Origin of the sequence: Gordonia amicalis (assembly GCF_022059885.1) — a bacterium.
Lineage (GTDB): Bacteria > Actinomycetota > Actinomycetes > Mycobacteriales > Mycobacteriaceae > Gordonia > Gordonia amicalis.
Genome location: NZ_CP091855.1, coordinates 3,764,472 through 3,783,746 on the forward strand (window position 1 = coordinate 3,764,472; position 19,275 = coordinate 3,783,746).

Below are 19,275 nucleotides of genomic sequence, written 5' to 3' on the forward strand. Positions count from 1 at the left end.
TGGTTGTCTCCTTCTTCGGCGGACTCAGGCCGCGCCGCGCGTCAGCGCGGTCGCGGACAGCTCGTCCATGGTCAGCAACTCGGCGCCGAGGTGTCCGGCGAGGTCGGCGGCGAGACCGAGTCGCACCATCCCCTGCTCGCAGTCGACGACCACCGACTCGATCCCGCGGCGCCGGATCACCGACGCCGCAAGCCGCGCGCGTGCGGGTGCGTCCCGGCCCGACGTGGCCCGACCGTCGGTGAGGACCACCAGGAGCGGTCGCCGGTTCGGCTCGGTACGCCGGCAGCGTTCGACGACGTCACCGGCCAGCGTCAGCCCCTCGGCCAGCGGCGTACGGCCACCGGTACGGATCTCGGCGAGGCGGCGCACCGCGATGTCCACCGACTTGGTGGGCGGCACGGCCAGCGTCGCCGAACCGCCGCGGGCGACGACGACGGCGACCCGGTCGCGACGCGTGTAGGAATCCCGCAGCATCTCCACGCACAGTTCCGCGACCGCGGTGAGCCGACGCCGGGCGGTCATCGAACCGCTCAGGTCCACCACGAAGACAACGAGATTCGCCTCCTGGCCGATACGCTCGGCGGAGCGCAGGTCGGGTGCGGCGATCCGGACCGACGACTGCGGTGCCCGACCTGCCGCGGCGAGGACGGTGGCGAACAGGTGCACCGGCCGGCCGTCCTCGAAGTCGACCGCGTGGATGGTGTGGCCGCGCCGGCTGCGCGCCTTCGACCGGCGTCCCGGGTCTCCGTCCCCCACCCCGGAGACGCGGAGTGCGCGTACGCGACGCCCCGTCGGCCTCGGCGCGGCACCGAAGGCGGGCCCCGGCGCCGGTTGCGACTGCGTTTCTGAATCCGATTGCGCCTCAGAGGTTTCCGAAGGATCACCTGGGGCGGGCGCGCCACCGTCCGGGCCGCCCCCGGGTGAGGTCGGGTCGTCGTCGGGAGGTTCGGGGGATTCGGGACCGGCGGCATCCTGACCGGCCGACATCGCGTCGTCGAGCTGGTCGGTGGACAGGCCGGATTCGTCGAACGGGTTGCGGCGCCTGCGGTGCGGCAGGGCGAGTTCGACGGCGGCCCGCACGTCCTCCTCGGACACCGTGGTCGCCCCGCGCCAGGCCGCGTGTGCGGCGGCGGTACGCGCCACGACGATGTCGCCGCGGAGCCCGTCGACGTCGAGGTGCGCGCAGATGCCTGCGATCCGGCGCAGCTCACGCGTCGGGACCTCGACCCCGCCCACCGCTCGGCGGGCCTCGTCGATCCGCTGTGCGAGTTCGTGTTCGATGGCGAGGTGTTCCGCCGCGAACCCGGCCGGGTCGGCGTCGAACGCCATCCGCCGCCGGACGACCTCGACTCGTTCGTCGAGGTCCTTGCCGGCCGCGACGTCGACCGCGAGACCGAAGCGGTCGAGCAGCTGCGGGCGCAGCTCTCCCTCTTCCGGGTTCATCGTGCCGACGAGTACGAAATCTGCTGCCTGCGTGTGGGAAACACCGTCCCGCTCGATGGTCACGCGTCCGCTGGCCGCGGCGTCGAGCAGGACGTCGACGAGATGATCGGCGAGGAGGTTGACCTCGTCGATGTAGAGGACGCCCCGATGCGCTCGGGCGAGAAGTCCCGGGGTGAACTCCGCGCGGCCGTCGCGCAGCACGGAGGTCAGGTCGAGTGAACCGATCACGCGGTCCTCGGTGGCCCCGATCGGCAGTTCGACGACGCGCCCCGACCGGTCGTCGCCACCGATCAGCGGTCCGAGCCCGCGCACGATCGTCGACTTGGCGGTCCCCTTCTCGCCGCGGATGAGGACGCCGCCGATGCCCGGTGAGATCGCGGACAGGATGAGGGCGAGCTTGAGCCGGTCCTGCCCGACGACCGCACTGAACGGGTAGCGGACCGGTACCGGGGTCTGCTCGGAGATCTCGGTCATCGCGAACCGGGGCGGAGCATCGACACGTGTGGGATCCCGTCTTCGAGGTATTCGTCGCTGTCGGCGACGAATCCGAACTTTCCGTACATCTCGGTCAGATAGGCCTGTGCCTCGATCCGGCAGGGGTGCTCGCCGACCTCGTCCAGCGCGGCAGTCAGGAGCCGGGAGACCAGACCGCGGCCACGATGCGCGCGTTCCGTACAGGCACGGCCGATCCGGTACACGGGCCCACCGTCGGCACCCGGCGGCTCGTCGAGGAGGCGCAGGGTCGCCAGCACGACGTCACCGTCAGCGCTGTCGGTGATCCAGAACTGGCGGGTCGTCGGCTCCAGGTCACGCCCGTCGAGTTCCGGGTACGGACAGGCCTGCTCCACGACGAAGACGTCGACCCGAAGCCTCAGGATGCGATACAGCGTCGCCGCGTCGATGTCGGCAGCCGTACTGCGATGTACCTGTGGTCGCTGATGTTCCTGCGGTTGCGGGCTCATGTGTCGTGGTTAGCACAGATGGCCGCCGCGGATCACCCCGCGGTGGCGGGGGCGAGCGCGTCGGTCTCGACGGTGCTCGCGTCACGACCGGTCAGCCGCAGCGACTTGTTGGTCCAGTCCCACACCTGTCGGTACAGGTCACGGTTGCCATTGAGCTTCTGGCCGAACGACGGGATGAGCTCGGTCAGCTTCGACGACCAGCCGGCGTACTCGGCCGGGAAGCACTTCTCGAGCACCGACAGCATCGCCGGGACCGCGGTCGAGGCGCCGGGGGACGCACCGAGTAGGCCGGACATGGTGCCGTCCTCGGAGGTCACGACGGCCGTACCGAACTCGAGCTTGCCGCCGACACCCGTCTTGCGGATCACCTGGACACGCTGGCCGGCGGTGATGAGCTCCCAGTCCGCGCCGAGCGCACGCGGCACGAACTCCGACAGCGTGTTGACGCGATCGGCCTTGTTCGCGGCGAGCTCGCCGATGAGGTACTTGAGCAGACCGAACTCCTGCGGCGCGATCGACACCATCGGCAGCAGGTTGCCCGGTTTGATCGAGGCAGGGAGGTCGGTGATCTTGCCGGACTTGAGGAACTTGGGCGACCAACCGGCGTACGGGCCGAACAGCAGACCCGGTTTGTGGTTGATGACGCGCGTGTCGAGGTGGGGCACCGACATCGGCGGCGCACCGACGGCGGCCTGACCGTAGACCTTGGCCTGGTGCTCGCCGATCAGTTCGGGGTTGGTGCAGCGGAAGAACTCACCCGACACCGGGAAGCCGCCGAAGCCCTTGGCCTCCTTGATGCCCGACTTCTGCAGCAGGTGGAGCGCACCGCCGCCGGCACCGACGAAGACGAACTTCGCGTGGACCTTCAGGGTGTCTCCGGTGCGACCGTTGCGGACCTTGACGATCCAGCTGCCGTCGGACTGCTTCGAGAGGTTGGTCACCGAGTGACCGAAGTAGATGTCGGCACCCTGCGCGACGTAGTTGAGCAGCTGCTGGGTGAGCGCACCGAAGTCGACGTCGGTGCCCTGGTCGAACCAGTTCAGCGCGACCGGGTCGGAGAAGTCGCGACCGGCCGACATCAGCGGGAGACGCTTGGTGAACTCGGCGGGGTCGTCGATGAACTCCATGCCCTCGAACAGGGTCTGGCCGGCGAGGTTGTCGTAGCGCTTGCGCAGGTACTTCACGCCGGCTTCGCCGTGGGTGAAGGCGACATGCGGGATCGGGTTGATGAACTCCGAGGGATCACCCAGGATGCCGTTGTCGACAGCATGTGCCCAGAACTGGCGCGACACCTGGAACTGCTCGTTGATGTTGAGCGCCTTGGTGATGTCGACGTCGCCGTCGGCGGTCTTGGGGGTGTAGTTGAGCTCGCAGAGCGCCGAGTGCCCGGTACCGGCGTTGTTCCACGGGTCGCTGCTCTCCGCGGCGGCCGCGTCGAGCCGTTCGAACAGGCTGATCGACCAATCGGGCTGCAGCTGCCGGAGCAGCGCTCCCAGGGTGGCACTCATGATGCCCGCACCCACCAACGCCACATCGGTCTTGATCACCGTTTTCGACACCTGGACTCCACTTCAAGCTGATCAACGATCTTTTCATCGGCCATTGTCCAGCATGGCACGTTCTGTCACAGAATCGAGCTGCTCAACTGTGGTATCCGCGACACCCCGACGGCCCCATGGACCCGCGGGCAGGTCACTAAGCTGGCTGCTGTGAGCGTATCCACAGGCACCGGCTGGCAACCCGACCGCTTCCTGGACCACTACCAACTCCGCACGATCCCGCTGGGCGACGATCCGGACGGGGAGTCCCCCGTCACCGCGACCCTGATCCGCCGTGCCGAGGCGGGTGCGCGGATCGCGGGTCACCGCCCCGTGGCCGGCGCGGTGCTCTATGTCCACGGCTTCACCGACTACTTCTTCCATGAGCCGCTGGCCGATTTCTTCACCGACCGCGGCTATGCGTTCTATGCGATCGACCTGCGCAAATGCGGACGGTCGCGGGAGGCGCACCACACCGCCCACTTCACCACGGATCTCGCCCGCTACGACGAGGAGCTCGGCCTCGCACTGGCGCTGATCGCCGAGGAGGTCGGTGCGGACACCCGCATGATCATCGCCGGACATTCGACGGGTGGCCTGATCACCGCGCTGTGGCTGGACCGGTTGCGTGAGCAGAACCCGGACCGCCACGCCCTCGTCGACGGCCTGCTGCTCAACTCACCGTGGTTCGATCTCCAGGGTGATGCCGTGCTGCGGACGCTGCCGGTGACGATGCTCATCAAGGCGATCGCCGCGGTGTCCCCGACCCGGGTGATCCCGCAGGAGCTGTCCTCTGCATATGGCGAGAGTCTCCACGAGAGTGCGTACGGCGAGTGGACCTACGACCTCGCCCTCAAGCCGATGGGCGGCTTCCCCGTCACCTTCGGTTTTCTCGACGCGGTCCGCAGCGGGCAGCGTCACCTGCATCACGGTATCGACGTCGGCACACCGACGCTCGTATTACGTTCGGACAAGACACATTTCGCGAAGACCTATTCGGCGTCCACCGATCGCGCCGACGCCGTCCTCGACGTCCGGCAGATCGCCCGCTGGAGCGGATGCCTCGGGGGACGCGTGTCGACGGTCCCCATCCTCGACGCCCGCCACGATGTTTTCCTCTCCGTGACGCACGCACGTGAACAGGCCTATCGCGAGGTCGACACCTGGCTGACGCACACCATCCGTCCGGCCACCGACTCTTCCGGCACCGACGCATCGGAACCCACCAGAAAAGAGAGCATCCTATGACCGCCACGCAGGTCGTCGACCTGGCCATCATCGGCTCCGGCAGCGGCAACTCCATCCCCGACGAGCGCTACGCCGACACGACGATCGCCATCTTCGAGGAGGGGGTCTACGGCGGCACCTGCCTCAATGTCGGATGCATCCCGACCAAGATGTTCGTCTACGCGGCCGAGGTCGCCGAGGTCGCCACGCAGGGCGCGCGGCTCGGCGTGCACGCCAAGGTCGACTCGGTGGACTGGCCCGGCATCGTCGAGCGTGTCTTCGGGCGGATCGACCCGATCTCCGAGGGCGGCAAGGAGTATCGCGTCGACCGTTGCGAGAACATCACCGTCTACAGCTCGCACGTGGAGTTCGACGGCCGTGACGAGGACGGCCGCTACCGTCTCGTCACCGCGGACGGCGCGACGGTTCTCGCTCGCGAGGTCGTCCTGGCCGCCGGTTCACGGCCGGTCATCCCGCCGGTCATCGCCGACTCCGGCGTGAAGTACTACACCAACAACGACGTCATGCGGCTCCCGGAGCTGCCCGAGCGGCTGATCATCGTCGGAAGCGGTTACATCGCAGCCGAATTCGCGCACGTCTTCGGTGCGCTCGGAGCCAAGGTGTCGATCATCGCCCGCGGACCCGCCCTGCTGCGCAAGCAGGATGCCGACATCTCCAACCGCTTCACGCAGGTGGCCAAGGACAAGTGGGACGTCCACCTCCACGCCGGGATCTCCGGTGCGGAGAACCTGCCCGACGGCGGCGTACGCCTACAGCTCTCGGACGGGGCCCAGCTGGAGGCCGACGTCCTGCTCGTCGCGACCGGCCGAAAGCCCAACGGCGACCGCCTCAATCTGTCCTCGATCGGCGTCGAACTCGACGAGGAGGGTCGCGTGCGCTGCGACGCCCACGGCCGCACCGCCGCGCGCGGGGTCTGGACGCTCGGCGACGTCAGCTCGCCGTATCAGCTCAAGCACGTCGCCAACCACGAGGAGCGGGTGGTGCAGGCCAACCTGCTGAAGGGGTGGGACGCCGACGATCTCATCGAGTTCGACCATCGATTCGTCCCCGCGGCCGTCTTCACGCACCCGCAGATCGCTTCGGTCGGCCTGACCGAGGACGAGGCACGCGACGCCGGGTACGACATCACGGTGAAGGTCCAGGCCTACGGCGACGTCGCCTACGGCTGGGCGATGGAGGACACCACCGGGTTCTGCAAGGTGATCGCCGAACGCGGCACCGGCAAGATCCTCGGCGCGCACATCCTCGGCCCGCAGGCACCGACCGTGATCCAGCCCGTCATCCAGGCGATGTCCTTCGGCCAGACCGCGCTCGAGGTCGCCAAGGGCCAGTACTGGATTCACCCGGCGATGCCCGAGGTCCTCGAGAACGCGCTCCTCGGCCTGGAGATCTAGAACACCGTCGACCGCAGGGCGATCTCGCTGGCGAGGGCCGCGGGGGCGTTCTGCGGGATCCAGTGGTCGACGCCGGCGAGTTCGCAGAACCGGAAGTCGGAGTAGGCGTATCGGCCGCTGCCCTGCGCCTGCTCCCGGCCGAGCGCGGGGTCGGCGTCGCTCCAGAGCAGGGTCGTCGGGATCTCCACCGGCGGGCACGCCATGGTCCCCTTGATGTCGCCGACGAAGTTGGCCCGGTACCAGTTCAGCGCAGCTGTCAGCGCGCCCGGTTCACGCAACGGGGCGAGTTCGTCGGCGGTCACACCGGCGGCCCGCAGCTTCGCGCCGTCGTCGGCGAGCAGCTTCTCCTCGGCGCCATCGGCGACGAAATCGAGGATGTACGAGGATCGTTCGCGCTGATCGCTCGCCGCGAGTGCGTCCCGCATCGCCGAAGGGTGGCCGGTGCTCGCGACCACGAGCCCGGTGAATCGGTCGGGGTACTTGCCGGCCAGATGCCACGCGACGATGCCGCCCCAGTCGTGTCCCACGAGGATCGCGTATCCGACCTTCAGTTCGTCGAGCACCCCGATGACGTCGGACACCAGATGGCTGAGGTGATAGTCCTCGACGGCCGGCGGGCGCGCGCCCGGGCTGTAACCGCGCTGGTTCAGGACCAGCGTGCGCAGACCCGATTCGTGGAGTCGGGGAAGCACCGCGTCGTAGCAGGTTCCGTTGACCGGGAATCCGTGAAGCAGCAGGACCCAGGGGCCCTGATCCGGGCCCCCGATCCGGACGTCGAAGGTGAGGCCGTTGACGGTCACCTGACGCTGATCTTCAGTCATTGGGCCACGATAGCGTCTGGGACCGGCCGGTGCGGTCGTCGAGTTGGTGGCGGATGACCGGCGCCGAGGCCGGGGGTCCGTTCGCTATGAGATGCATCACCGCGTCGAGGTCGAGGTGCTCGCTCACCAGATCCGCCATCGTGTCGACCTGACGTCGTCGGATCGCCTCGACCTCGGTGTCCCCGGCGACCCGGAAGTCTGCGACCCCGGCTTCGCCGGCCACCTCGGTGAGCAGCCGGCGGCGGAATGCGTCATTGGCCAGCAGTCCGTGCCAGTGCGTCCCACGAACGGCACCTCGCACGGCCCCCTCCGGCCCGGCGACGTCGTCGACGATCCAGGTGTCCTCCCGCGACCCGACCACGCGGCCGTGATGGATCTCGTAGCCGCCGATGGCCTCTCCCCCGCCGCCGGTGCCGGTGACCTGCCGCAACGTCTTGTCGGCCGCGAAGGCGATGTCGAGGTCGAACACGCCGAGTCCGTCGACGCGGCCACGGCCGGATTCGATCGCGTCGTCGATGGTGCGGGCCAGCATCTGGAAGCCGCCGCAGACGGCGATGGTCGGGGCACCTCGTGCCGCGCGGTCGGTGACCGCGTCGGCGATCCCGCGATCGCGCATCCAGGTCAGGTCGGCGACCGTGGCACGGGTACCGGGGATCACCACCAGGTCCGCCGCAGCGACGCTACCCGGGTCGTCGACCCAGGTGACGTCGACGCCGGGTTCGCAGGCGAGCGCCTCGACATCGGTGGAGTTCGAGATCCGCGGCAACCGGATCGCGGCGACGCGGAGCCGCGCGCGTGAACGAGCCGGCTCGAGCGGGGGGCCGACCCGCCGCCCGACGGGTGCGGACAGGGAGTCCTCGGCGTCGAGCCAGAGATCGTCGGCGAACGGCACGACGCCGAGTGTGGGACGACCGGTGATCGCCCGGACCTGCTGTAGTCCGGGTTCGAGAATCGTCGGGTCGCCGCGGAACTTGTTGATGACGTAACCCGCGATCAGCGCCTGATCGGCGGGTTCGAGGATCGCGGTGGTACCGAACAGCGAGGCCAGGGAACCGCCGCGATCGATGTCGGTGACCAGCAGCACCGGGAGTCGTGCGGATCGGGCGAGGCCCATGTTGGCGATGTCGCTGTCGCGGAGGTTGATCTCGGCGACCGATCCCGCGCCCTCGCAGAGAACGATGTCGAAGTCGCGGCGGAGCGCGGCGAGCTCCTCGGCGACTACCTCACGCAGCCGAGACCGCCAGGTCAGGTAGTCGCGCGCGCCGACGTCACCGGCGGGACGCCCGCGCAGCACCACGTGCGAACGTCGGTCGCTGCCGGGTTTCAGCAGCACGGGATTGAAGCGCGTCGAGGGTTCGAGGCCACAGGCGAAGGCCTGCAGCGCCTGGGCGCGTCCGATCTCACCACCGTCGGGGGTGACCACGGAATTGTTCGACATGTTCTGCGCCTTGAACGGCGCGACCCGGACACCGTCGCGCGCCAGGGCACGGCACAGGCCTGCGACGACGAGACTCTTACCGGCGTCACTGCTGGTCCCGCCAATCAGCAACGCCCCACCGAGATCGGCCACCACGACAGCGTAGTGGTGGCGTCGTTCACACGAACCACCACTCACCTCGCGACCCGCCCACGCTGGTTACAGTGACGTCAACGCCTGCGAGGGCGTGGTCGGGAGAGCCCGTGAGGGCAGGTCGGGAACGGGGGTCGTCGGGCGTGCAGATCGTGGAACCCGGGGCGACGTTCGCCGGGTATCGCGTCATCTCTCTGCTGGGACGCGGCGGCATGGGTCAGGTCTGGCTCGTCGAACATCCGACGCTGGGCCGCCGTGAGGCCCTGAAGATCATCTCGCCCAACCCCTCGGACCCGAGCTTCCACGAGCGGTTCCGCAACGAGGCCCGTACCGCGGCGGCCCTCGATCACCCGGGCATCGTCACCGTCTACACCCACGGTGTGGAGAACGGCAGCCCGTGGTTCTCGATGACCTACCTCGATGGCAAGGACCTCACCGGCGCCGGCCCGATGCCCGTCGACGAGGTCGTCACCATCGCCGGCCGCGTGGCCGACGCCCTCGATCACGCACATGGTCAGCGGGTCATCCACCGAGACATCAAGCCGGCGAACATCGTCGTCGCCCGCGGACCGGATGGCCGCATCAGCCGCGTGACCGTCCTCGACTTCGGCATCGCCCGCCTCGTCGACGGGAACAAGATGACGGCGACCAACCTGTTCGTGGGCACGCTGGCCTACGCCGCTCCCGAACTGCTCACCGGAGAGACCGCGATCCCCGCCTCGGACCAGTACGCCCTGGCCTGCACCACCCTTCCAGCTCCTCACCGGCAGTCAGCCGTTCCCGGGCACGACGCCGATGGCACTCATCTCCGGCCATGTGAACTCACCCGTATCCCGGCCCTCGGACCTCGATCCGGCACTGGCACACCTCGACGCGGTCTTCGCCCGGGCGCTGGCCAAACGGCCCGGCGACCGGTACGCGTCGTGCGCAGAGTTCGCGACCGCCCTCGAGCGGGCGGCCGCGACCGGCCCGCGCCGAGCCGCGCCCACCACCCCGGCACCTGCGTTCCCCCCACGGGCCCAGCCACCCGCGCAGCGCTACCCGCAGACCCGGCAACCCCCTCGGACGCATCCGCTCGGCTACAACCCGCACACCCCCGCCCCGGCCTTCGCCGGCGGCTTCAACCCACCGCCCGGGGGCCCACCCCGGCCGCAGAAGCGAACGGGATTGTTCGTGGGTGTCGGGGTGGGTGCGTTCGTCCTCGTCCTGGCGCTCGTCGTCACCGCGATCGTCCTTCTCGGTTCTGACGACGCCCCCGCAAGCACGGCCTCGGGGGCGTCGACGTCCGCGAGTTCCTCGACCGGCGGATCATCCAGCACCACACCGGGTTCGGGCGGTGACCTCGAGTCCATCGCCTCGAGCGGCGACAGTACCTGCGCGGTGCGTGGCGGTGAGCTGTTCTGCTGGGGCGGGAACCAGTACGGCACGCTCGGCGACGGCTCCACGACAGACCGCTCGCGACCGGCGAAGGTGTCCGGCGTCGACGAGGTGTCGGCGGTCAGTATGGGTGGGCTCGGCAAGACCTGCGCGATCGCCTCGGGTGACCTGTACTGCTGGGGCCACGGCGCCGGACAGTCCGGCCGGCAGGTCACGCTGCCGACCAAGGTGTCCGGTCTCGGCGATGTGAGCGCGGTCTCGGTCGGCCTCACCACCTGCGCGATCAGTTCGGGCGACCTGTACTGCTGGGGGAACAACCTCAACGGGCAGACCGGCGCGGGCACGGGCGCGTCGGTCCCGGTGCCGACGCGGGTCCCGGGCCTGTCCGACGTGACGGCGGTCTCGTCCGCGCACACGACGACCTGTGCCATCGCGGCGGGATCCGCCTACTGCTGGGGCAACAACGCCGACGGGCAGGTCGGCGACGGCACCACCACCAACCGGGCGGTTCCGACGAAGCTCGACCTCGATTCCCCCACCTCGATCAGCACGAGTCTCTACTCGACCTGCGCGGTCGCCGACGGCTCGGGCGGCGCCTCGGGCACCGTCTTCTGCTGGGGGGAGAACGAGTCCGGGCAGCTCGGCGACGGCACCGAGGTCAACCGGCTGCGGCCGACGCCGATCGACGTGCGGGGCGCGACGCAGGTCTCGACCGCGGGTTACGGCGCGTGCGCCGCGGCGGGCGGTTCCGCCTACTGCTGGGGTTCGCGGAGCGCGCTTCCCGACCACGCGCCGGACCGGGTCAACGGCTTGTCCGGCGTCACCGCGATCACCACCGGCTCGGCCAACGTGTGTGCGGTCGCCGGTTCCGGGATGTATTGCTGGGGACTCAACGGCAAGGGCCAGCTCGGCAACGGCACCACCACGACGAGCAACGAGCCGCAGGCCGTGCGCTTCCCCGCCTGATCAGGCGGGGCCCCGGATCAGGCGTCCGGCAGGGTCAGGATCTCCGCGCCGTCCTCGGTGACCACGAGGGTGTGCTCGAACTGCGCGGTCCACTTCCGGTCCGCGGTGACGACCGTCCAGCCGTCGTCCCACATCTCCCAGGCCAGCCCGCCGAGGTTGATCATCGGCTCGATGGTGAACACCATGCCCGGTTCGAGGACGGTGTCGACGTTGGGTTCGTCGTAATGCAGCACGACGAGCCCGTTGTGGAAGGTCTCCCCGATGCCGTGACCGGTGAAGTCACGGACGACGGTGTAGCCGAAGCGGTTCGCGTACGACTCGATGACTCGTCCGACGACGTTGAGTTCGCGACCCGGCTTGACCGCCTTGATCGCCCGCTCGGTGGCGATGCGGGTGCGCTCGACGAGATCGACGACCTCCTGCTCGACGTCCCCGGCGAGGAAGGTCGCATTGGTGTCGCCGTGGACGCCGTCGATGTAGGCGGTGACATCGATGTTGACGATGTCGCCGTCGGCGATGACGGTCGAATCCGGGATGCCGTGACAGATCACCTCGTTGAGCGACGTGCAGCACGACTTCGGGAAGTCCTTGTAGCCCAGCGTCGACGGGTAGGCACCGTGATCAACCATGTACTCGTGGGCGATCCGGTCGAGTTCATCGGTCGTCACGCCGGGTGCGACGGCCTTGCCCGCCTCGGCGAGCGCATTGGCGGCGATCTTGCCGGCGAGGCGCATCTTCTCGATGGTCTCGGGGGTCTGCACCCATGGTTCGTGTCCCTCGGCGACCGTCGGCTTCCACACGTACTCCGGCCGCTCGATGGAGTCGGGCACGGTCCGGATCGGCGTAGGGGTACCGGGAGTCAGGGCGCTGCGAACTGGCATGCGACCACTTTATCCACCTCCTCCGAAGCGGACCGGCGCGCGGACGACCCGGACGCGACAACTAAGCTCGCCCTAAGACATCCGCGCCGTTGAGCGTCGGAACCCGAATCGAAGGTGGTGGCGGTGGGCGCGTCGATCAGATCGGTGCGGACCTGGCTGGTGGTGGTCCTCACCGCGTTGACCGTCTCGGCGTGCTTCGTCACCCCGATCGAACAGGACCGGCACTCTCCCGGAGCCCACCTGCGCAACGGCCCACAGACGGCTGTCCTCGACGACACCGACGTGACACCCGTCGAGGACGACCCGACCTCGACGCTGCCGGTCACCGTCGACTCGGTGCGCTACGGACCGGTCACCGTCACCGACACCAGCCGGATCATCGCCGCCGACATCAGCGGCACCCTAGGCAGCATCGTCTTCGCGCTCGGTCTGGGCTCCCACGTCGTCGGCCGCGACACCTCGACGGCGTTCCCGTCCGCGGTCGGTCTCCCCGTGGTGACCAACCGCGGCCACAGCCTCAACGCCGAATCCGTTCTGGCGCTTGCGCCGACGCTCTTGCTGGTCAGCGAATCGACGGTCCCGGCGACCGCGGTGGATCAGATCCGCGACTCCGGTGTCACCGTGGTGGTCTTCCCCGCCATCCGCGACCTCGCGTCCAACGACACGTTGATGCGGTCGGTCGCCGAGGCGCTCGGTGTCCCCGCGGCCGGTGAGAAGCTCGTCGAACGCACCGATGCGCAGATCGAGGCGGCCCGCGATCTCGTCCCCGACCCCTCCGGCGACCCGACGATGGCCTTTCTCTACATCCGCGGCCGCAATCTCCTGCTCCTCGCGGGACCCGGTTCGGGCGCCGATGATCTGATCGCCGAACTACGTGGCCGGGATGCCGGCGAGGCCGCGCAGCTCACCGGCGCCTTCACCGCCATCACCGCGGAGGCGATGATCACCGCCGACCCGGACGTCCTGATCGTCATGACACAGGGCGCGGACACGGTAGGCGGTCCGGACGGAGTGCTCACCCTTCCCGGAGTCGCCGACACCGAGGCCGGTCGCAACCGCCGCGTCGTGCAGATCGACGAGAGCAAGATCCTCGCCTTCGGCCCCGACGTCGGCCTGGTGCTCGCGGCCCTGGCGAAGGCGATCTACACGTGAGCGTCCAGACCGCCGACGCCACGACCGCGCCGCCGGTCGGCCGCTCGCACCGGGTCCGCAACCTCACCGTGGTGCTCGTGATGCTGATCGCCACCGCGACGCTGGCGATCGTCTCCGCCGGAATCGGTCAGGTGGAGATCCCGCCGCTGGAGGTCCTGGGCAGCATCGCCCACCACTTCCATCTCGAGATCGGGCCGCTTCCCTCGCACCCCAACGGTGAGGGGGCTCTGTGGAACGTGCGGTTCCCGCGGATCGTGCTCGGGCTCTTCGTCGGTGCAGCCCTCGGCGCTGCGGGCTGTCTGTTGCAGGGCGTACTGGCCAATCCCCTCGCCGAACCGAGCATCATCGGGGTGTCCTCCGGGTCGGCCGTCGGCGCCTGCCTGGTCATCGTCCTGGCCGGCGGCACGGCGGGAGTCGGTGGGGCCGGCGGGAATTGGGCACTGGCCGGGGCCGCCTTCCTCTTCGGCCTCGTCACCGCCGCCGCGGTCTACCTCCTCTCGCTGCGCGACGGATCGTCGTCGGCGATCATGCTGGTGCTCACCGGCATCGCGGTGAACGCCTTCGCCGCGGGCGTCATCGCCTTCCTGACCTTCGTCGCCTCCACCGCCGCCCGCGAGCAGATCATCTTCTGGCAGCTGGGATCGCTGGCCGGCCGCACCTGGAGCGAGATCTGGGTGGTGGCACCGCTGGTCATCGGAGGTGTTGCCGCCTGCGCACTGCTCGTCCACAAGCTCGACCTCCTCGCCCTCGGCGAGATCCAGGCGGCGTCCCTGGGCGTCAACGTGGAATCCGTTCGACGCCAGGCGATCGTGCTGACCGCGGTCCTCACCGCCGCGGCCGTCGCCTTCGCCGGCATCATCGCCTTCGTCGGCCTGGTCGTCCCGCACGTGATGCGGCTGATCGTCGGACCCAAACACTCCATCCTGCTGCCCACCAGCGTGATCGGCGGCGCGCTCGTCATCACCGGCGCCGATCTCGCGGCCCGCACGATGCTCGGCGACGCCGATCTCCCCCTCGGCATGTTCACCTCGCTGATCGGCGGGCCCGTCTTCTTCATCCTGCTGCGCCGCAGTCGTCACGCGGGAGCCGGCTGGTGACCGCCGCACGTGCCGTCGGGACGCCGGGGATCGCGGCCGAGGACATCCGGGTCGAACTCGGCGGGCGCGAGGTCGTGCGCGGCGTCTCCCTCGAGGTCCATCCCGGCGAGCTCGTCGCACTGGTCGGGCCCAACGGGTGCGGCAAGTCGACGCTGCTGTCGGTGTTGTCCGGTACGCGCCGCCCGCACAGTGGCCGCGTGACGATCGACGGCCGGAACGTCGCCACCACCTCGTTGCGAGAGCTCGCGCGTCATCGCAGTGTGGTCACCCAACAGAACCGGGTGGACACCCCGTTCACCGTCGCCGAGGTCGTCGCCATGGGGCGCTACCCCTGGCTGCGGACCCCGGAGGCCGCCGACTCCCCCGCGGTCATCGCCGACGCCGTCGACCTGTGCGAACTCGCCGACATCGTCGACCGGCCCTTCGCCCAGCTGTCCGGCGGGCAGCAGGCGCGGGTGTCGCTGGCGCGGGCCCTGGCCCAGGACACGCCGGTCATGATGCTCGACGAGCCGACCGCCGCACTCGACATCCACCACCAGGAGCAGGTCCTCGAGATCCTGCGTGTTCATCGCGACGCCGGAAACGCCGTGCTGCTCGTGGTGCACGACCTGACCCTCGCCGCCGCCTACGCCGACCGGGTGGCAGTCATGAAGCACGGGGAGCTGCTGGCCGTCGGCCCCACCGACGAGGTGATGACCGCCGAGCTGTTGAGCCGTACCTACGACCATCCGGTCGAGGTCATCGACCACGGCGGCCGCCGGGTGATCCTGCCCGAACGCCGTTAGGGCGTGCGGACCGCGTAACCCGGCCCCAGCCCGTCGAAGAAGTCGCGGGTGACGGCGACGGCGTTGTTCGAGTCGCCACCACGGACCACGAGGGTCGCGAAGGCGATGTCGCCGCGGTACCCCGCGAACCAGGCGTGCGACCCGCCCTCGAACTCGGCTTCACCGGTTTTCCCGAAGACCGCTCCGCGACCGTCGATCACCGACGCGGTACCGCTGGTGATCACCGCCCGCATCATCGGCCGCAGTTGCTGATAGACCTCGGGCGGCATCGTCGGGGTCGGGCCTTCGACCTTGGTGGGCTTGTCCAGGATCAGTTGCGGCACCGGCGTTTTGACACCGTTGGCGACGGTCGCAGCGACGAGCGCCAGTCCGAGGGGCGACACCAGCACCTTCCCCTGCCCGAAACCGTCCTCGCTCCGTGCGACCAGTTCGTTCTCGATGGGCACCGATCCGGACACCGCGTCGAGTCCGGCGATCGTGTACTGCTGGCCGACCCCCATCGCCGCGGCCGCGTGGGCGAGATCGGACGGTCCCATCTGGCTGGCGAGCTTGGCGAAAGTGGTGTTGCACGACGCGGCGAACGCCTGCAGCATCGACACGGTGCCCAGCGCGAAGCCGTTGTAGTTCGGGATCAGACGCGGTCCGATCTGGACCTCCCCCGGGCAACCCACGACGGAATCGGGCCCGGCCATCTTGCGGTTGATCGCGGCCGCGGCGGTGACCATCTTGAACGTCGAACCCGGCGGGTACAGGCCGGTCGTCGCGATCGGCCCCTGCGTGTCCGCGGCGGGGTTCTGCGCGACGGCGAGGATGCGACCGGTGGACGGCTGCACGACGACCATCGCGACCTGGAACCTGTTGGTGGCGTTGACTGCTCGCTGCGCCGCGTTCTGCACCGTCCGCGACAGGCTGAGCGACACCGCCGGCGACGGGTCGGGGTCGTGGTCGGCGAGCACGGCGGCGTCGAGTCCGTTGGGGTTCACCGAGACCACGCGCCAGCCGGCACGCCCGGCGACCTCGCCGTCGACGACCTTCTTGACCTCGGTCAGCAGTGCCGGCGCGAACTTGGGGTCCTTGGGAACCAGCTCGGCCTGTTCGTTGGTGACGACACCGGGGATCGCGAGCTGGTCGCGGAGCCGGTCGAACTGGGCGTGCGACAGGCGGGCCAGCGGATACTGCCGGCGACTCGAGGTGACCTGTTCGGTGATCAGCTGTTCGTCGAGATCCGGGTTGAGCCGGCGCAGCACGCCGACCGCGCTCGTGACCGAGGTCGCCACCGAAGCACCCTGCTCGGTGGCCTCTCCGGCATCGAAGTTCACGCCGACGACCGTGCCGTTGACCATGACCTCCGAACCGTCGGCCTCGTTGACCGTCGCCCGCGGCGCCTCGATGATCTGCAGCGAGAGGCGTTGATCGGCGCCGAGTTTCGGGTGGATCGCGGTCGACGCCCAACGAACCGCCCAGCCGGCGTCGGATCGGCCCATGCGCAGGGTCGCGTCGTAGGACCAGTCCCGGCCGCGCGGGAGCGTCCACGTGTAGCCGACCTGCACCTCGGCCGTGTCACCGGTGACGCGTACCCGACCGGCCTTCGTCTCGAGTTCTTCGGCGGCCAGTCCCGACCACGCCGACTCCATCGCCGACCGCGAGGTCTGCGGCACGTCGGTGAGGGCGGCGGCCGCGTCGAGTTCCTGTTGCGAGTACGCCTCGAGGAATCGTTCGGCGGCCCCGCGCGGACCGTCGTCCTCCGAGGAGGAACAGGCGGCGGTGGCGGTGATCACGACAGCACAGACCGCGACGATCACCGCCGGGGTCCATCGAGTTCTCGTGCGCCACATCGCGGTCGAGTCTATGGCTGCGACGCACCGATCCCCGGTAGCCACGCGGGAGGTCTCGCTGTGACCTGAGACGGGATCGGATCAGTCGACGAGGACAGTGGCGAAGGTGCCGACCTCGGTGAACCCGATGCGGTCGTACACCGCTCGAGCCGTCTCGTTGAAGCTGTTGACGTACAGGCTGGGGAGTCGCCCGTGGGCGGCAACCGCCTCGGCGACCGCGGCGGTGCCGCCCAGGCCGAGACCCTCGCCGCGTCGTTCCGGCGACACCCACACACCCTGGATCTGGCCGACCCGCCGGGACAGCGACCCGATCTCCGCCTTGAACACGACGTCGGGGCCGTCGAAACGCGCGAAAACCCGTTGTGCCGAGATGAGCGAGGACAGTCGTCTGCGGTACGAACGCCCGCCGTCGCCGGCAGTGGGATCGACGCCGACCTCGCCGATGAACATGTCGATCGCGGCCGGCATGTATGCGTCGAGGTCATCGAGGGTGACCAGCCGCACGGCCGGATCCGACGGGACCGCCGGGCATCCGGTCAGGACCAGCAGCGGCTGGACCGGCCGCACCTCGCGCGCCGGCCCCCACACGGGTTCGATCTGCTGCCACATCGGCAGCACCAGGTCGGCCCGGCCGACGATCGACGAGCAGGCACGAGGTGCGGCGACCGCGCGGTCGGAGAAGTGGTCGAGGTCGTCGGGGGACCCGATCAGCGGGATCAGGTTGGCGCCGGAGAAGCACAGCGATGTCGAAGGGTCCTGTGCGGTCCAGAGCTCCCCACCGAGCAGCCGCGGGTTGATGCCGTGCGTCTCGAACCTCGCGGCGACCATGCACATCGCGACCGGGTCGGACATGAGCACGCGTTCGACGGCAGCCGCGTCACGCGCGCCGAGCGGTTTGTCGCCCAGTAGCTTCAGCACCACCGCTCCTCACTTCCCTGACAAGGGACTCGCGCAGCGCCTGTTCGGTCCGAGATGCAGGGCCTAGGAGACGGTGACCACAGGCGGGCCTACGTGCGTGCCGTCTCCAGTTTCCCCTGTTTCCTCGGCGATCCGCAGCGCTTCTTCGATCAAGGTCTCCACGATCTGCGCCTCCGGGACGGTCTTGATGACCTCGCCCTTGACGAAGATCTGTCCCTTGCCGTTTCCGGAGGCGACGCCCAGGTCTGCCTCGCGGGCCTCACCCGGCCCGTTCACCACGCAGCCCATGACCGCGACGCGCAGCGGGACCTCCATGCCCTCGAGACCGGCGGTCACCTCATCGGCCAGCTTGTAGACGTCGACCTGGGCGCGGCCGCACGACGGACAGGACACGATCTCGAGCTTGCGGGGACGCAGGTTGAGCGACTGCAGGATCTGATCGCCGACCTTGATCTCCTCGGCCGGCGGCGCCGACAGCGACACCCGGATGGTGTCGCCGATGCCCTCACTCAGCAACGCGCCGAAGGCGACGGCGGACTTGATGGTGCCCTGGAACGCCGGACCGGCCTCGGTGACGCCGAGGTGCAGCGGGTAGTCGCACTGGGCGGCCAGCTGGCGGTAGGCCTCGACCATGATCACCGGGTCGTTGTGCTTGACCGAGATCTTGATGTCGCCGAAGCCGTGCTCCTCGAACAGGCTCGCCTCCCACAGCGCCGACTCGACGAGCGCCTCGGGCGTCGCCTTGCCGTACTTCTGCAGGATGCGCTTGTCGAGGGAGCCCGCGTTGACGCCGATGCGGATCGGGATGCCGGCCTCGCCCGCGGCCTTCGCGACCTCTTTCACGCGGCCGTCGAATTCCTTGATGTTGCCCGGGTTCACGCGCACCGCCGCACAGCCGGCGTCGATCGCTGCGAAGATGTACTTCGGCTGGAAGTGGATGTCGGCGATGACCGGGATCTTGGACTTCTTGGCGATGATCGGCAGCGCCTCGGCGTCCTCGGGTCGCGGGCACGCCACGCGCACGATGTCGCAGCCGGACGCGGTCAGCTCGGCGATCTGCTGCAGGGTCGCGTTGATGTCGTGGGTCTTCGTGGTCGTCATCGACTGCACCGAGATCGGGTGGTCGCTGCCGACGCCGACGGAGCCGACGAACAGTTGCCGGGTCTTGCGGCGCGGAGCCAGCACCGGCGGGGGTCCGGCCGGCATGCCGAGTCCGATCGGCACGGCGTTGGCAGGAGTCGGGGCGTTCATCTGATTCACCTCTGTGATTCGGGTGGGCTGTCGGGTC

The 19,275-nt window shown here is 69.3% G+C and carries 16 protein-coding genes; 7 read left to right on the forward strand and 9 right to left on the reverse strand.

Annotated features, from left to right (window positions below; all coding sequences use genetic code 11):
- Window positions 1-24 precede the first annotated feature (24 nt).
- The 3 genes from IHQ52_RS17220 to mqo are packed head-to-tail and all read right to left on the reverse strand — an operon-like array spanning window position 25 to window position 3,964.
- Window positions 25-1,917 carry a VWA domain-containing protein gene (locus IHQ52_RS17220; RefSeq protein WP_024498427.1) on the reverse strand — a complete coding sequence of 631 codons (1,893 nt, stop codon included), beginning with the start codon at window positions 1,915-1,917 and terminating at the stop codon, window positions 25-27.
- Complete coding sequence (locus IHQ52_RS17225) at window positions 1,914-2,405, reverse strand: GNAT family N-acetyltransferase (RefSeq protein WP_024498426.1); 492 nt, start codon at window positions 2,403-2,405, stop codon at window positions 1,914-1,916. The genes IHQ52_RS17220 and IHQ52_RS17225 overlap by 4 nt, the downstream gene beginning before the upstream one ends.
- A 32-nt stretch (window positions 2,406-2,437) precedes the next feature.
- Window positions 2,438-3,964 carry a malate dehydrogenase (quinone) gene (mqo, locus tag IHQ52_RS17230; RefSeq protein WP_006436389.1) on the reverse strand — a complete coding sequence of 509 codons (1,527 nt, stop codon included), beginning with the start codon at window positions 3,962-3,964 and terminating at the stop codon, window positions 2,438-2,440.
- A 150-nt stretch (window positions 3,965-4,114) separates the two neighbouring features.
- On the opposite strand from mqo, the gene IHQ52_RS17235 reads away from it, so the two are divergent.
- The gene (locus tag IHQ52_RS17235; RefSeq protein WP_006436388.1) at window positions 4,115-5,191 is read left to right on the forward strand and encodes an alpha/beta hydrolase; all 1,077 of its coding nucleotides are present in this window, start codon (window positions 4,115-4,117) and stop codon (window positions 5,189-5,191) included.
- Window positions 5,188-6,585, forward strand: a complete 1,398-nt coding sequence (mtr, locus tag IHQ52_RS17240; RefSeq protein ID WP_006436387.1) for a mycothione reductase — start codon at window positions 5,188-5,190, stop codon at window positions 6,583-6,585. Before IHQ52_RS17235 ends, mtr begins: the two co-directional genes overlap by 4 nt.
- Here mtr and IHQ52_RS17245 read toward each other — a convergent pair.
- Window positions 6,582-7,385: an alpha/beta fold hydrolase gene (locus IHQ52_RS17245; protein WP_006436386.1), complete on the reverse strand. Its 804-nt coding sequence runs from the start codon at window positions 7,383-7,385 to the stop codon at window positions 6,582-6,584. The two genes, mtr and IHQ52_RS17245, sit on opposite strands and share 4 nt — an antisense overlap.
- Window positions 7,386-7,398: 13 nt before the next feature.
- Entirely contained in the window at window positions 7,399-8,976 is a 1,578-nt protein-coding gene (locus tag IHQ52_RS17250; RefSeq protein ID WP_174324724.1) for a cobyric acid synthase, read from the reverse strand.
- A gap of 110 nt (window positions 8,977-9,086) precedes the next feature.
- Here IHQ52_RS17250 and IHQ52_RS23840 point away from each other — a divergent pair, with 110 nt between their 5' ends.
- Together IHQ52_RS23840 and IHQ52_RS23845 are read left to right on the forward strand one after the other, a co-directional pair.
- A complete protein-coding gene (locus IHQ52_RS23840; RefSeq protein ID WP_442903154.1) occupies window positions 9,087-10,223 on the forward strand; it encodes a serine/threonine-protein kinase in 1,137 nt (378 codons plus the stop codon).
- A complete protein-coding gene (locus tag IHQ52_RS23845; protein WP_477190248.1) occupies window positions 10,150-11,319 on the forward strand; it encodes an RCC1 domain-containing protein in 1,170 nt (389 codons plus the stop codon). Before IHQ52_RS23840 ends, IHQ52_RS23845 begins: the two co-directional genes overlap by 74 nt.
- Before the next feature lie 17 nt (window positions 11,320-11,336).
- Here the strand turns inward: IHQ52_RS23845 and map are convergent, their stop codons facing one another.
- Window positions 11,337-12,200: a type I methionyl aminopeptidase gene (map, locus tag IHQ52_RS17260; protein WP_006436382.1), complete on the reverse strand. Its 864-nt coding sequence runs from the start codon at window positions 12,198-12,200 to the stop codon at window positions 11,337-11,339.
- A 144-nt stretch (window positions 12,201-12,344) separates the two neighbouring features.
- Here map and IHQ52_RS17265 point away from each other — a divergent pair, with 144 nt between their 5' ends.
- The 3 genes from IHQ52_RS17265 to IHQ52_RS17275 are packed head-to-tail and all read left to right on the forward strand — an operon-like array spanning window position 12,345 to window position 15,234.
- Window positions 12,345-13,352 carry a heme/hemin ABC transporter substrate-binding protein gene (locus IHQ52_RS17265; protein WP_096274942.1) on the forward strand — a complete coding sequence of 336 codons (1,008 nt, stop codon included), beginning with the start codon at window positions 12,345-12,347 and terminating at the stop codon, window positions 13,350-13,352.
- Window positions 13,349-14,449: a FecCD family ABC transporter permease gene (locus tag IHQ52_RS17270; RefSeq protein ID WP_096273835.1), complete on the forward strand. Its 1,101-nt coding sequence runs from the start codon at window positions 13,349-13,351 to the stop codon at window positions 14,447-14,449. Before IHQ52_RS17265 ends, IHQ52_RS17270 begins: the two co-directional genes overlap by 4 nt.
- Window positions 14,446-15,234 (forward strand): heme ABC transporter ATP-binding protein, encoded by a 789-nt coding sequence (locus tag IHQ52_RS17275; RefSeq protein ID WP_096273833.1) that lies wholly within the window; start codon window positions 14,446-14,448, stop codon window positions 15,232-15,234. The genes IHQ52_RS17270 and IHQ52_RS17275 overlap by 4 nt, the downstream gene beginning before the upstream one ends.
- Here IHQ52_RS17275 and IHQ52_RS17280 read toward each other — a convergent pair.
- From IHQ52_RS17280 to ispG, 3 genes are all read right to left on the reverse strand, one after another.
- Window positions 15,231-17,069: a penicillin-binding transpeptidase domain-containing protein gene (locus IHQ52_RS17280; protein ID WP_006436378.1), complete on the reverse strand. Its 1,839-nt coding sequence runs from the start codon at window positions 17,067-17,069 to the stop codon at window positions 15,231-15,233. The two genes, IHQ52_RS17275 and IHQ52_RS17280, sit on opposite strands and share 4 nt — an antisense overlap.
- Window positions 17,070-17,150: 81 nt before the next feature.
- A complete protein-coding gene (locus tag IHQ52_RS17285; protein ID WP_040004737.1) occupies window positions 17,151-17,987 on the reverse strand; it encodes a GNAT family N-acetyltransferase in 837 nt (278 codons plus the stop codon).
- 63 nt (window positions 17,988-18,050) lie between these two features.
- On the reverse strand, window positions 18,051-19,238 hold the full coding sequence (gene ispG, locus IHQ52_RS17290) for a flavodoxin-dependent (E)-4-hydroxy-3-methylbut-2-enyl-diphosphate synthase (protein ID WP_006436376.1): 1,188 nt from the start codon (window positions 19,236-19,238) through the stop codon (window positions 18,051-18,053).
- Window positions 19,239-19,275 lie beyond the last annotated feature (37 nt).

What these genes read in the sequence shown, in the direction of transcription:
- map (WP_006436382.1), bottom strand. Translation starts at nt 12,200, where the DNA reads ATGCCAGTTCGCAGCGCCCTGACTCCCGGTACCCCTACGCCGATCCGG.
- ispG (WP_006436376.1), bottom strand. Translation starts at nt 19,238, where the DNA reads ATGAACGCCCCGACTCCTGCCAACGCCGTGCCGATCGGACTCGGCATG.
- IHQ52_RS17225 (WP_024498426.1), bottom strand. Translation starts at nt 2,405, where the DNA reads ATGAGCCCGCAACCGCAGGAACATCAGCGACCACAGGTACATCGCAGT.
- mtr (WP_006436387.1), top strand. Translation starts at nt 5,188, where the DNA reads ATGACCGCCACGCAGGTCGTCGACCTGGCCATCATCGGCTCCGGCAGC.
- IHQ52_RS17220 (WP_024498427.1), bottom strand. Translation starts at nt 1,917, where the DNA reads ATGACCGAGATCTCCGAGCAGACCCCGGTACCGGTCCGCTACCCGTTC.
- IHQ52_RS17280 (WP_006436378.1), bottom strand. Translation starts at nt 17,069, where the DNA reads ATGTGGCGCACGAGAACTCGATGGACCCCGGCGGTGATCGTCGCGGTC.